General features: G+C 72.4%; 11 protein-coding genes. All 11 read left to right on the top strand.

Features of this window, described 5'->3' with window-relative positions; genetic code table 11:
- Positions 1–199: 199 nt before the first annotated feature.
- Positions 200–931 (top strand): dienelactone hydrolase family protein, encoded by a 732-nt coding sequence (locus JS756_RS34515; protein ID WP_205387230.1) that lies wholly within the window; start codon positions 200–202, stop codon positions 929–931.
- Between the two features lie 347 nt (positions 932–1,278).
- Positions 1,279–2,094, top strand: coding sequence for a class I SAM-dependent methyltransferase (locus JS756_RS34520; protein WP_205387231.1), 816 nt, complete (start codon positions 1,279–1,281; stop codon positions 2,092–2,094).
- Positions 2,095–3,152: 1,058 nt separating this feature from the next.
- The gene (locus JS756_RS34525; protein WP_205387232.1) at positions 3,153–4,130 is read left to right on the top strand and encodes an SGNH/GDSL hydrolase family protein; all 978 of its coding nucleotides are present in this window, start codon (positions 3,153–3,155) and stop codon (positions 4,128–4,130) included.
- 220 nt (positions 4,131–4,350) lie between these two features.
- Complete coding sequence (locus JS756_RS34530; RefSeq protein WP_205387233.1) at positions 4,351–6,837, top strand: iron-containing redox enzyme family protein; 2,487 nt, start codon at positions 4,351–4,353, stop codon at positions 6,835–6,837.
- A 75-nt stretch (positions 6,838–6,912) separates the two neighbouring features.
- Entirely contained in the window at positions 6,913–8,751 is a 1,839-nt protein-coding gene (locus tag JS756_RS34535; protein WP_205387234.1) for a carbamoyltransferase family protein, read from the top strand.
- A gap of 159 nt (positions 8,752–8,910) precedes the next feature.
- Positions 8,911–9,060, top strand: a complete 150-nt coding sequence (locus JS756_RS34540) for a hypothetical protein (protein ID WP_205387235.1) — start codon at positions 8,911–8,913, stop codon at positions 9,058–9,060.
- A gap of 43 nt (positions 9,061–9,103) precedes the next feature.
- Positions 9,104–10,066, top strand: coding sequence for a TauD/TfdA family dioxygenase (locus JS756_RS34545; RefSeq protein ID WP_240204816.1), 963 nt, complete (start codon positions 9,104–9,106; stop codon positions 10,064–10,066).
- 233 nt (positions 10,067–10,299) lie between these two features.
- Positions 10,300–11,553 carry an ATP-grasp domain-containing protein gene (locus JS756_RS34550; protein WP_205387236.1) on the top strand — a complete coding sequence of 418 codons (1,254 nt, stop codon included), beginning with the start codon at positions 10,300–10,302 and terminating at the stop codon, positions 11,551–11,553.
- A 129-nt stretch (positions 11,554–11,682) separates the two neighbouring features.
- Complete coding sequence (locus JS756_RS34555; protein WP_307791416.1) at positions 11,683–11,973, top strand: hypothetical protein; 291 nt, start codon at positions 11,683–11,685, stop codon at positions 11,971–11,973.
- Positions 11,970–13,226, top strand: a complete 1,257-nt coding sequence (locus JS756_RS34560) for an ATP-grasp domain-containing protein (RefSeq protein WP_205387238.1) — start codon at positions 11,970–11,972, stop codon at positions 13,224–13,226. Before JS756_RS34555 ends, JS756_RS34560 begins: the two co-directional genes overlap by 4 nt.
- Positions 13,223–13,382, top strand: a 160-nt coding sequence (locus tag JS756_RS34565; RefSeq protein WP_275892783.1) for a carbamoyl-phosphate synthase domain-containing protein, incomplete at its 3' end; no start/stop codon positions are given. The genes JS756_RS34560 and JS756_RS34565, both read left to right, overlap by 4 nt.

Consider the following 13,382-nt stretch of genomic DNA (forward strand, 5'->3'; position numbering starts at 1 on the left):
TCACACTCTGTCAGGAGGGCAACGGTCGGGCGGCGTCCCCGACCGGTAAGGGCAGCGGCCCCGTGATATCTTCGCTGCCGCCGTGCACCGCTGCGAACCGAGGAGGTGAGACCGATCAACACTGCGACAGGTCGGGCCCCCTCCCCCCGCATGGCCCAGGAAGGGCCCGCGCAAGCCACCCCGAAAGGCTTGGAACGCGATGCGCTTCCTCTCCGAGACGTCCTCCGACGGCGTCTGTGAACAGTTGTTCCTCCTCGACGACATCCCCGGCGCACTGTGGACGCCGGAAGGTGCCGCCTGCACCCGCCCCCTGATCGTGCTCGGCCATGGCGGCGGCCAGCACAAGAAGGCCCCCGACGTCCTGGACCTCGCACGCCGTTGTGTGACCGAGTGCGGCTTCGCCGTGGTGGCGGTCGACGTGCCGGGCCATGGTGACCGCCCTGTGGACGAGGACTACCACCGCATCGCCACCGAGAACCAGGCACGTGTGGAGGCCGGAGCGGATCCGGCACCGCTCATCGCCGCATTCCAGGCGCTCGTCGCCCGCCGGACCGTTCCGGAATGGCGGACGGTCCTGGACGCGGTCCAGCGCCTCGATCACGTCGGCGCCGGCCCGGTGGGCTACTGGGGCGTCTCGCTGGGCTGCGGACTCGGCGTTCCCTTCGTCGCCGCCGAACCGCGCATCGGCGCCGCTGTGTTGGGCCTCGGCGGGGCCTTGGCATCGGGCGCACACGCCGCACTGATCACGGTTCCCGTGCTGTTCCTGGTGCAGTGGGACGACGAACGCGTGCCGCGCGGGCAGGGCCTGGCGCTGTTCGACGCCTTCGCCTCCGCGGACAAGACGCTCCACGCCAACCCCGGCAAACACGGGGACATGCCGGCCTTCGAGCGGGGCAGCGCGCTGAGGTTCTTCTCCCGGCATCTCGCCTGACGCCGCCTGTGTTCCACGCCTGAGCGCGGTTCGCGAACGTCGCCCTCGTCGCTGCGAGCGGAGACCGCCGCCGCTGGGGGACGTCGGCAGGGGCCGACTCTCCCTCATGAGGGCCCGGTCCCACAGCGGCCCGTCGGCGCCGGTGAGGGTTTCCGATCCGGCGCTCGGCAACGGCGCGCGACACGGGCCGCAACCGGCCGGCCCCAGCCGGCCGGTGTACGCCGATCCGGGCCGTGGACCCCGTCCCGTCGTCCGGTACACCGGGCGGGCGGAGGATCGCGCCACGGATCCGCCGCGGACCGCGCGGCCGCGTGCGGTGCGGGTCCCGATGCGGGGATCGTAGTGGCATGGACGAGCAGCGGTTCGACGTGTGGGCGGCCGGAGCCGCCTACGAAAGGTACATGGGTCGGTGGAGCCGGCTCGCCGCGGAGGAGTTCGTGGCGTGGCTCGGCTGCGCCGACGATCTGGAGTGGGTGGACGTGGGATGCGGTACCGGGGTGCTGTCCGCTGCCGTGACCGCCCGGTGCCGGCCCCGGCGGGTGGTGGGGATCGACCGCTCCGAGGGTTTTGTGGGCTCGGCCCGGGCAAGGGCTCTCGGCTCGGCACGCTTCGTCGTGGCGGACGCGATGTCCCTGCCCCTGCGCCCCCGGACCTGGGACGTCGCCGTCAGCGGTCTGGCCCTGAACTTCCTCGCCGAGCCCACGGTGGCGGTGACCGGTATGGCCCGGGTGGTCCGGCCCGGCGGCCCGGTGGCCGCGTACGTGTGGGACTACGCCGACGGTATGGGGTTCCTGCGCCGGTTCTGGGACGCGGCCGTGGAGGTGGAGCCGTCCGCAGCCGCGCTGGACGAGGGCCGCCGCTTCCCGTTGTGCCGTCCGGACCGATTGCGCGACGTGTGGGCCGCCGCGGGGCTGGTCGACGTGTCCACCTCACCGATCGAGGTACCCACCGTCTTCGCCGACTTCGCCGACCTGTGGGAGCCCTTCCTGACAGGGCAGGGCCCAGCGCCTGGGTACGTGGCCTCCCTCGCCCCGGCCGACCGCGAGCGGCTCCGTGACGCGCTCGACGCGTCCGTTCCCCGAAGGCCGGACGGCACCGTCGCGCTCACGGCACGGGCCTGGGGGGTGCGGGGCCGAACGCGCGTCGGCACGCCGGCCGACTGAGCCGGCCGCCGCGGCCGCGCCCTTGCGGACGTCCGGTACCGCCGTGTCGCCCGTCGCCGTGTCCCCCGCTCTCCGGCGCCCCCACGCGCCTTCGGCCTGAGGTGGCTCCGAGGTGGCCGGCAGAGCGCCGTGGGGGCGGATCGGGAGGCGGGGGCTCGACCGCGCCGACCGGCCGGTGCACGCCGGTGCCCGCGGGGGCGGCGGGTGCCGCGGCACACCGGTACGCCCTGCAGTGCCTGTGGGTCCCCCTCGTCCTCACGCGTGCCGACCGACCCGGACTGTGATCATTCATCCGCTTCTGATCCACTATGTACTGGCTTCAGGAAGCCGCACTGCGCCTTCTGGTCCCCCTCCCCCGATTGATCCATTGCCGTCGCACTGCGAGGCTTCATATGCCCCGAAGGAATGCGGCCGGCAAGGCGACGGAATTGATGCTCTCCTCGCACTCCAAGGGTGAAGAACGACCCGTGGGAAACCGTGGGCCGTGTCCGGAGAAATGCGGGAGCAGCAGAAACGCAAGCGACGGAGGGGGTGTCGTGTCCGTGGCCGACACGGCCGTGGTGACCGGGGCGAGCAGCAGAATCGGGGCGGCTGCCGTGCACGAGAGGGTGGACCGACCACTCACCGCGGACGACGTCGCAGCACGCGTGGCACGGGCGGTCGGACTGCCCGGCGCGTGAACCTCGACCGGCTCGCGGTCCGCCCGCCCATTTAGGCGGCGCTGCACCGGCTCCACCGCCGCCGGCTCCTCGGCGGGCTCCGGCACTGCTGTGTCAGCGGGCGGGCGTGCCGGTTTGCGGCGGCACCCTCCGCCGCACTCCTGCCGACGGAGCCGCCGCACGCCCGACGGAACCCTCGCGCGCCTGTCGACGCGGGCGTCGCACCCGCGGCGGACCTCACCCCCGTGGCGCGCGGTCGCGGTGTCCGTCGGGGCCGGGGGCGCGGCGTCGGGGCCGGCGCGGTGCATGCGTTCGCCGTCGAGAGAAAGTCCGGGAAAATTCATCGATTCGAAGGGCGGCCCTGTGTCGAGCACCCACCGAGAAACTCTGACTCCGCAGATGTTGCGTTACGACGACTTCGACGACCGGGCGGAAACCCGGTACATGCCCTATCTGATGTATTTCCACCGGGCCGGCTACCGCTCCACGACGGTGAACACCGACCGTCTGGGATTCCGGCTGTCGAACGGTACCGCGGAACAGGCCTCCGTCGAGAACCCGCCGAAGGGGCCGGTCCGGCTGCTGGCCGGCAGTTCGACCCCGTTCGGGATCGGGGCGACCAGCGACGCGGCCACGATGGCGTCGCGCCTGTGGTCCCGCTACGCACCGTCCGTCCCGTGGCTGAACTTCGCCGGGCGCAGCCACAACTCGATGCAGGAGCTGCTGCTGTTCCTGATGCACCGGCACCTGCTGCCGGAGGTGGACGAGATCGTCGTCTTCTCCGGCCTCAACGACCTCGCGCTCAGCCGGCTGCCGGACGCTCAGCGCGGGACGCACGGAGCGTTCTTCAACTGCGGCGAGTACTTCGAGCAGATGGAGGACCTGCGGGCCAGGCACCGCAAGCAGAAGCGGGGCTTCGGGCGCCGCCCCGGTGGGGCGCAGGGCGACCCCCACGTCGTACCGTCGCTGGCCGATCGGATCGCCTACGCCGTGGACCTGACCGCTCAGCACCTCGCCTCGCTGCGGCTGCTCGCGGCGCCGACCGGGGCACGCGTCACCTACGTTCTGCAGCCGCTGGCGACCTGGGTGCGCGAGGCCGCGGCCGCGGAGGAGAAGGCGATCTTCGGTGAGCTGGACGAGATCTCCAACTTCTGGGACCTGTACGGCGACATCGCCACGATGGACGCCGGCCGCCGCTACGCCGCCGCGCTCGAAGAGGCCTGCAAGGCGCAGGACGTGCGCTTCCTCGACCTCAGCCCGGTTCTGGCCGAGTCGGTGACGGAGAGCGACTGGCTGTACGTGGACCGCGCCCACTTCACCGACCACGGCACGGAGATCGTCTGCGGTCTGCTCGCCGAATCCCTCGGTCTGTCCTGACGCGCCGGCTGTTCGAAGCCGTACCGCGCAGGCCGGCCCCGTACTCCAGAGAGGTGTCTCAGTCATGGCGTTCGTCCGAAGGATTCTGGCGAAGCTGTTCGGGCGCAAGAAGAAGACCCAGAACGACGCATCCATCTACCCCATGTTCTGACCGGACCGGACACGGTCGCCCGGTCCGGGGGCTCCATCAGGGGCTCCAGCAGCTCACGAGAGGGAGACGATGCAGACCCAAGAGGCAGCCGCCTCCACGGCCCCGTCCGCACGACACGGGACGGACGGCCCGCCCGCGCCCCCGCAGGGCGCGGACCACGCCCGCACGGTCTACGCGTACGCCGCCGACCCGGAGGCCTCCGTCCACCCCGGCGGACACCTCCACGAGATCCGCGCCGCACTGCGCCGGCACGCGCCCGCAGGAGCCGGCGGCTCACCCGAAGCCCTGGTGCGGACGGCCACCGCGTGGGCGAACGGCGAACACGAGCGGTACCGGCGCCTGCTCCCCGCGGACGGCGGGGAGGCCTCCGAAGGCAGCCCCGAAGGCCGTCGCGAAGTGCTCGTACGGAGGGCCGTCCTCAGCTGCGCCCCGCTGTCGCTGGTGTCGGGGGCGTGGCTCCAGTGGCTCAGCGCCCCCGGCAACGCGGACGACCCGGTGGTGCTGAGGATCCTCGCGCTGTACGCGTCCGACGTCGGCGTGGGTCATCCGGAGGCGTCCCGCGGCAGCGCCTACCTGGAACTGATGCGCCGGTTGCGGCTCGCGGAGAACGCGGTGCCGACCGCGCGGCTGACGACCGACCGCCGTATTGCGGAGGCGGCGTTCTACCTCCCGGCCCTGCTGCTGGCGATGAGCAGGCGGCCGGACGACTGCCGGGGCGAGATCCTCGGGGCCGATCTGTGTCTGCGCGCGGTGGGACTGCTGCCGGCCCTGACGATGGTCCGGGAGGCGCTGCCGACGGCGGCGGACTGGACCGCGGTCGATCCGTCCCGGCCGCGGGGCGCGGAGGAGCCCCCGGTGGAGCGGTGCCGTGCCACGGTGGACGAACTGGTGGCCCGGGAGGGTGAGCGGGCCGGTCTCGCGGTGCGCGCGGGGTTCGGCTGGACGCTGGCCACCCTGCGGGCATGGTCGAGCGCCCTTCACACGGAGCTGGTGGCAGCCGGGGATCCCGCCTTCGACATGGCGGAGCTGATGCGTCTGCGGGCGCGGGAGGGCTCCGTGTACCACCACGGGTTCATGCTGGAGGGCAGGCCGCTGGCCACCTGGCTGGCGGAGTGCCGTACCGACCCGGCGCCGCTGCTGGACGCGCTCGCGGGCAGCAGGCTGGTCAAGCCCGGTCGCTCGGGGGCCAGTTCGCTGGTACGCGGGCTGGTGGGCGAGCGAGGGCCCATGTTCCGGGTCTTCTCGCCGGAGGACCTGACGGTGATCCGGCGGTGGATCGACTCCCTCCCCGAGCGGCCCGATGCGCCCCGCGGCACTACGGCCTCCAGGACGGCAGGGAGCACGGAGGTCCCGAAGGCCGTGAAGGGCGCCGAGGACGCCGAGAGCACCGAAACCACCGGGACCGCGGCCGACGAGGCCGCGGCCGAGGGGGGCCGGCGTGGGCCCTCCGCCGCCGCCCGCGGGGCAGTCGGTCGTGCGGGCTCCGCCGGCACCTCCGGGACCGGCAGCCACACCCCCTCCGACACAGCAGCGGGCACCGACTCCGTTGCCGTCGCGAGCGGTTCACCCGCCCTTCCCCCCGGTTCCCTCAGCAGGGACACGGGCCGCGTCCTGGCTTCCGTCGCCGCCGGGTTGCGGGCCGGGCCGTCCGCCGCCGGGCGCGCCCCGTCGAATCTGCGCGAGGCCTACCACCTGCTGATGCGCCGCACCGACACGCCCGCGCTGCGCTCCTGGGCCATGGAGTACGTCGCCGGCTGGCTGGCGCGCTCCCGGCACGGCATGAGCCGGGGGGCAGGGCCGCTTCCGGAGTGCTGGGGCAGGGAGGGCCTGCGGCCCTGGCTGCAGGCCCAGCACGACCGGCACGGTGCGGAGTTCGCGGAGAACGCGGCGGTCCCCCTGCCGCCGAGGGCGGCCGTCGTCGACGACACCGTGCAGACGGCGCCGCTGACCCTGATCGACGGCAGCTGGCTGCAGGGGTTCACGGACCACGAGCTGGCCTCGTCGGCCGTCGGGCATTCCCTGTTCGAGACGTACTGGGACGAGCTGGGAAACGGCGAGCCTCGCCTGAACCACCCCCTGATCTACCGTGAGGTCCTCAAGGAGATGGACGTGGACCTGCCGCCGACGGACTCGGTCGAGTTCGCGCGGTGGTCCGGCTTCCGTGACGAGTCGTTCGAGCTCCCGGTGTACTGGCTGTGCGTGGGGCGTTTCCCGCAGACCTTCCTGCCGGAGGTGCTGGGGCTGAACCTGGCCATGGAGCTGTCGGGCGTGGGCGGCACGTACCGCCGGGCGCGGCTGGCTCTGAAGGAGTACGGCTTCAGCACCCGCTTCGTGGACATCCACAACACGATCGACAACGTCGCGACCGGCCACTCCGCCTGGGCGGCCGACGCCGTGGACACGCTGCTGGCCTCGCTGCCGGAGGCTCCGGGCCCCGGTAACCGGGCGGAGACATGGGAGCGGGTGCGGGTGGGATACCGCTCGCTGAACCCGCCGAGCGGCGTGGGCGCCCGGCTGAAGGCCCGCCGCGGCCGCCTCACAGGCCGGCGCCGGTGAGGGACGCGCCCGCAGCGACGTACACACGCACCCGGTCACTGGACACGTGGCCCGACCCGATGGAGGAACGCAGCGGTGCCTGATCGGATCATCGGCATATCAGCCTTCTACCACGACAGCGCGGCTGCGCTGATCAGCGACGGCGTACCGGTCGCCGCGGCACAAGAGGAACGTTTCAGCCGACGACGGCACGACTCCTCCTTCCCCTCCCGCGCGGTCGAGTACTGTCTCGACGAGGCGGGCGTGAGCCTGGAGGACGTCTCCGCCGTCGCTTACTACGAAGACCCCCGGCTGAAATTCCGCCGGGTGCTGGCGACCTTCGCGGGGGCGGCGCCGACCGGCTTCACGTCCTTCCGCGACACCCTGCCGGCCTGGCTGGGCAGCGGCGGCAAGCTGCGCACGGCCGAGATCGTGCGCGCCGAACTCGCCGCCCTGGGCCGCGGGCGGGTCCCGGAGACATCCGTCCGCCGGCACCACGAGTCGCACGCCGTGTCGGCCTTCTTCCCGAGCCCGTTCGAGTCCGCGGCCGTCCTGTGCATCGACGGTGTCGGCGAATGGGCCACGACCACCCTGTGGCACGGCCGCGGCACCGAGCTGCGTCCCCTGGCGGAGCTGCGGTTCCCGCACTCGCTCGGCCTGCTCTACTCGGCGTTCACCTACTTCTGCGGTTTCAAGGTCGACTCCGGCGAGTACAAGCTCATGGGCCTCGCGCCCTACGGCAGACCGCGCTACGCGTCCCTGATCCGCGAGCGGCTCATCGACCTCAAACCGGACGGCTCCTTCCGCCTGGACATGCGCTACTTCGCGTATCTGCGCGGCCAGGTGATGACCGGACGGGGATTCGAGAAGCTGTTCGGCGGACCCCGGCGCACCCCGGAGAGCCCGCTCACCGAGCGGGAGTTCGACCTGGCGGCCTCGGTGCAGGCGGTGACGGAGGAGGTCGTGCTCCGGCTGGCCCGCACGGCACGCGAACGCACCGGGGAGTCCCGGCTGTGCCTGGCCGGCGGCGTCGCCCTCAACTGCGTGGCCAACGGCAAGGTGATCGACGCGGGCGTCTTCGACGAGGTGTGGATCCAGCCCGCGGCGGGCGACGCCGGGGGTGCCCTCGGCGCGGCCCAGGCCGTGGCGATGGAGCGCGGGGTACGGCGCGACCACCTCGGGACCGGTCGCGACGCGATGAGCGGAGCGCTGCTGGGCCCCGCCTACGACGACGCGGAGATCGCCCGGTATCTGGAGTCCCACGGCATCCCGCACCGGCGGCTGGACGAGGCGGCCCTGGTCGGCGCGGTCGCGGACGGGCTGGCAGAGGGGAAGATCGTCGGCTGGTTCCAGGGCCGCATGGAGTTCGGGCCGAGGGCGCTCGGGGCGCGGTCCATCATCGGTGATCCCCGCAATCCCGCGATGCAGTCGGCGATGAACCTCAAGATCAAGTTTCGGGAGTCGTTCCGGCCGTTCGCCCCCGCCGTGCTGGAACCGGACGCCAAGGACTACTTCGACCTGCCGCAGTCGAGCCCGTACATGCTGGTGGTCTCCCAGGTCGCCGCCGCGCAGCGGACCGAGGCGGCACACACCACCGCCACGGGGCTCGACCTGCTGAAGGTGCAGCGTTCGACGATCCCCGCGGTCACACACGTCGACCACTCCGCGCGGGTCCAGACGGTCACGGAGCACAGCAACGCCCCCTTCCACCGGCTGCTGACCGCGTTCAAGGAGCGCACCGGCTGCCCGGTCCTGGTGAACACGTCCTTCAACGTGCGCGGCGAGCCGATCGTGAACACCCCGCACGACGCCTACACGTGCTTCATGCGCACCGACATCGACATGCTGGCGCTCGGCACCTTCCTGCTGGAGAAGCACGAGCAGCCCGCCTGGACGGAGACGTCCGACTGGCGCGAGGAGATCCCCCTCGACTAGGGGCCCGGGAGAACCCGCGCGGCGGGCCCGGACGGACCCGGCCGGAGACGGCCGCGGGGGTCCGGCCCGCCGGGGACGGGGGTCTCCCCGCCGACCCTGCCCGCAGTGTTCCCCACGCCGGTGGCCGCATCCCGTCGCCGCGAAGAGAACGGAACGTCCATGCGCACCTTCCTGCTCCTCATCGCCTACTGCCTGATCGTCACGCCGATCGGCCTGCTGAGCCGACTCGTCGGCGATCCCATGACCCGCCGCTGGAACCGCCGTACGGACACGTACTGGATTCCCTCGGTCCCGTCACCGGCCCGTTGAGCGGCGCGTGTAAGGCGCACCCACTGATTGAACGGAGACATCGATGACATCGGTGCCCAGCCTGCTCCAGTTCGCCCGGTGCCGCGTCGAGGACAGCGTCCGAGACCTGCTGGGCAAGGAGATCGCGGCACGTGTCGCGGAGACCGACCTGGAATCGGATCTCGACGACGCGATCCTCGCCGGCATCGGCGCGTACGCGCTGCGACGCCATCTGCCCGGAGACATCCTGCACCACCTCCAGGTGTTCACCGCGGCCGGATCCCACGCGTTACTGCTGTCCAATCTGCCGGCGCAGCAGTTTCCGCCCACACCGGTGAGCGGCTTCGGCGACGAGGCCGAACTCGCCGTCACCAACGCGATCCACCTGGGGCTCATACGGCTCCTGGAGTGCACGCCGTTCGCCGTCCGTTTCGAGAACGGCGGACGCCTCATCCGCAACGTGGTGCCGAACCCGGCGGCCTCGGGAACCACCAGTTCCTGGGGTGCGGACTCGGAGTTCTTCTGGCACACCGACAACCCGCACCAGCCGTTCGCGCCACCCGGCTCGGATCCCCGGCTGTACACACCGCCGTACCTGACCTTCTACGCCGTGCGCAACGAGGAGCGGGTGCCGACCGAGATCGCGGCCCTCGACGACGTCGTCGTACGGCTCGACCCGGAGACACGGCTGGGTCTGATGGCCGCCGACTTCGAAGTGGGCGCGCCGGACTCCAACGACGGGGAGGCCACCCGCTCGCTGCGCGGCACTCCCGTTCTGGAGACCGCCCCGGACGGCCGGCACCGCGCGCGCTACGACCGGGGCACGACGGCCGGCCGCACGCCTGAGGCCCAGAAGACGCTGGACCAGTGGTGCAGCGTCCTGGGGACGGTCCCGTCCGCCGAACTCGTTCTGGAAACGGGTGACTTCATGGTCTTCGACAACTACCGGGTGCTGCACCGCCGCAAGGCGTTCACGCCGCAGCCCGCCACGACGGCCCGTTGGCTGCGGCGCTGCTACGCGGCCTGACGCCCCCCAGCCGCCGCCCCGATCACAGCACACGGCCACGGCGGCCACGGCCACGGCCACACCCGCATCTGCCGGTGTGCTGTCGCGGTCGGGCCGCGGACGGCCAGGGCACCGGCCCTGGCCGGGGCACCCGGGCCGCGGTGGCGCGACCTCTCGCGTCGTTCACCCGCGCTCACCCGCAACCGTTCACCGCAATCACGCATCCCGCATCGTTCACCACCGGAGGAAACGTCATGGGCAAGTACCGCGTGGCAGTCATCGGCGGCCGGCCGGCGCCGGTCACCGGAGCCAAGGAGCTGGGCATCGACGTCGTCCTCGTCCATGAGGAGGGCGCGTACGACCCCGCCGTGGCGGATCATTGCGAGCGCATCCTGCACGCTCCCCTCACCGACGGCCAGGCCATTCTCGACATCCTCAAGCCGCTGCACGACGAGCGCCCCTTCGACCGGGTGCTGACGACCACCGAACCGGCGGCGGAGTCGACCGGGTTCGTCGTGGACGCGCTCGGGCTTCCCGGGGTGACCGAGGCGACCGCACGGGCCCTGAAGGACAAGGCGCTCACCCGGAGGCTGCTGGACGAGCACGGGCTGAGCCCGGTGCGGTACCGCATGGTGAGCAGCGCGGCCGACATCGAGGCGTTCTGGTCCGAGGCCGGCGAACCGATCATCGTGAAGCCGGTGGACGGTGTGGCGAGTCTGCACATCCACCTGGTGCAGCGGCCCGAGGACGCCGCACCGGCCTGGGAGGCCCTGCGCGAGGCGGGCGTCTCGGCGGTCATCGCGGAGGAGTACCTGGAGGGTCCCGTCGTCAGCGTCGACTCCTTCTCCCACGCGGGCCGCCACCTGCCCATCGGCTACTCCGAGTACCGGATGAACGACCGGTACGTCGAGTGGGAGGTCAGCACGCCCAGTCGGCAGGCCCTGCCGTGGCTCGACGAACTCCGCGCACTCACGCCGAAGGTCCTGGACGCCGTGGGGCTGACGGAGGGCCCCTCACACAGCGAGTTCGTCCTCACCGAGCGCGGGCCGCGCGTCCTGGAGTCCCACGCCCGGCTGGCCGGCAGCGGCGCTCCGGAACTGGTCCGCCGTGCCTTCGGCCTGAATCTGAACCGGATGTTCCTCACCGTTCCGCTCGGCATCGACCAGCTGCCGCAGACCTCGCCCGATCCCCTGGGCGGGGCCGCGGTCCGGTTCTTCACCCCCGAGCCGGGCACGATCACCGCGATCGAGGTGCCCGAGGGTGTGGCGGGCGACGTCCGCCGGGTGCCCAGGGGGGAGACGCCGCTCGTCTTCCTGCCCTACCTGGACGAGTTCGCGGACACCGAGGTCGCCGTGGTGATCGGCAAGAACCCGGGGGAGGTCGTGCCACCGCTGTTGACGGTCGCCGACTGCGTCTCCGGCTACGTCATCGCCTCCGGGCGCGACGCCGACGACGCCGTGGCCAAGTGCGACACCGTCAACGACCGGATCCACTTCCGTACGAGCTGACGGCGCCCTCCTTCCCTCCCCCCACCCCCTGCCGGGCGGTCGAACCCCACGCCGCGGTGCCCTCGCCGGCTCCGGCCGCCCGGCTTCCCGAGCAAGGTCCTCCGTTCTCACCCCGGGATGGAATCACCTGTGAAGACGATCACTTCCACGGCCCTGGCGACCGGCACACCGGCTCCGCCCGTCGACCAGCTGAACCTCGTCCGCCGCCTTGTCGAGGAACAGTTCGGCAGCGAGGAGCCGCTCACCCGAGCCGCGCTCCATCTGATCGACTGCGCCCGGGACGTCGTGGCCCAGCTTCCGGCGGGCGACCTCGACACCGCCCGGCACGCGCTCGGCTCGGCGCGCGCCGCGGTGATCTCGGCGACCTGCGCGGTGGGCATGGTCCACGACATGTCGGCGTCCCGGAGGGAGCAGGCATGAGGCACATCATCGTCATCCACCGCTGGCGCGACCGGTACGCCCGTTACGAGGACTATCTCGACCATCGCACCCACCGGGTCACCTACGTCACGACGGAGCTGGCGCTCACCTCGGTGCCCGGCGGTGCGGCGGATGCGCGGGTGGTCCCGGCCACCGACGACCTGCACGCGGTGTGGGACGCCGTGACCGAGCTGAGCGGCCGCTTCGGTGCGCCCGAGCGGGTGGTCGCCCTCAACGAGGGGGACCTGGACACCGCGGCGCTCGTCCGCGAGCGGCTGGGCTGCGCGGGCCTGGGGCCCGGGGCGCTGGCCCGCTTCCGCGACAAGCTGGTCATGAACCGCACGGTGGAGGAAGCGGGCCTGCCGCTCCCGGTCTTCGCGGACGCCCCCGACGAGGCGGCCGTCCTGGCGTTCGCCGAGCGGCACGGCTGGCCCGTGGTGGTCAAACCGCGCCGCGGCACCGCCAGCCGCGGCATCGTGCGCCTCGACGGCCCGGCCGACCTGCCGCTGCTGCGCACGCTCCCCCCGGAGCAGCGACTGGTGCAGCGGTACTGCGCGGACGCGATCGTGCACATCGACGGGCTGTGGACCGGTCACGGACTCGGCCCCTGGCGGGCCTCCCGGTACGTCAACACCTGCGTGGACTTCGCCGAGGGGGTGACGCTCGGCTCCGTCGAGATCGACGACGGTGACGTCCTCGCGTCCCTGGAGGAGTTCACGGCGCGCGCCGCGGGCGCGCTCAGCCGAGAGCCCTGGGTCTTCCACATGGAGGCGTTCGTCGGCACGTCGGCGGACGGATCACCGGCCGTCCGCTTCCTGGAGGCCGGCTACCGGGTCGGCGGTGCGGAGATCCCGTTCGTCTGGCGCGAGGTGCACGGCATCGACCTGATGCACGCGGCCGCGGACATCCAGCTGGGCCGCAGTCCGGCGCTCCCCGTCCCGGCGCAGTGGCACACGGCAGGCTGGCTGCTGGTCCCCTCCCCCGTTCCGGCCCCCTGCCGCGTCACCTCACGCACCCTCCCCGAACCCCCGAGTCCGCAGGACGGCCCCTACGCGTCCGTGATCCCGGCCGTCGGCCAGGTGATCCCGCGCGCGGGAGGATACGAGCACATCGGCGCGCGCTTCCGGTTCCGGGGCGCCTCCAGCGGGGACGTCGAGAAGGCCGTCCTGCGCACGGCGGCCCAGTTCCGGATGGAATGCGTTCCCACCACGGCCGCGGGGCGGGGACGAACCGTGTGCGGACTGGACCGATGACCCCTCCGGGCCGCAGGGCCCCGCAGCGGCCCGCGGTTCTCGTTCTGGAGGACGGCCGGGTGTTTCGCGGTCGTGCCTATGGGGCCGTGGGGGAGGCCTTCGGCGAGGCGGTGTTCTCGACCGGGATGACCGGTTATCAGGAGACGTTGACCGATC

Source organism: Streptomyces actuosus, from assembly GCF_016921115.1.
Lineage (GTDB): Bacteria > Actinomycetota > Actinomycetes > Streptomycetales > Streptomycetaceae > Streptomyces > Streptomyces actuosus_A.

What these genes read in the sequence shown, in the direction of transcription:
- JS756_RS34540 (WP_205387235.1), top strand. Translation starts at nt 8,911, where the DNA reads ATGCGCACCTTCCTGCTCCTCATCGCCTACTGCCTGATCGTCACGCCG.
- JS756_RS34515 (WP_205387230.1), top strand. Translation starts at nt 200, where the DNA reads ATGCGCTTCCTCTCCGAGACGTCCTCCGACGGCGTCTGTGAACAGTTG.
- JS756_RS34530 (WP_205387233.1), top strand. Translation starts at nt 4,351, where the DNA reads ATGCAGACCCAAGAGGCAGCCGCCTCCACGGCCCCGTCCGCACGACAC.
- JS756_RS34550 (WP_205387236.1), top strand. Translation starts at nt 10,300, where the DNA reads ATGGGCAAGTACCGCGTGGCAGTCATCGGCGGCCGGCCGGCGCCGGTC.
- JS756_RS34545 (WP_240204816.1), top strand. Translation starts at nt 9,104, where the DNA reads ATGACATCGGTGCCCAGCCTGCTCCAGTTCGCCCGGTGCCGCGTCGAG.
- JS756_RS34520 (WP_205387231.1), top strand. Translation starts at nt 1,279, where the DNA reads ATGGACGAGCAGCGGTTCGACGTGTGGGCGGCCGGAGCCGCCTACGAA.
- JS756_RS34560 (WP_205387238.1), top strand. Translation starts at nt 11,970, where the DNA reads ATGAGGCACATCATCGTCATCCACCGCTGGCGCGACCGGTACGCCCGT.
- JS756_RS34525 (WP_205387232.1), top strand. Translation starts at nt 3,153, where the DNA reads ATGTTGCGTTACGACGACTTCGACGACCGGGCGGAAACCCGGTACATG.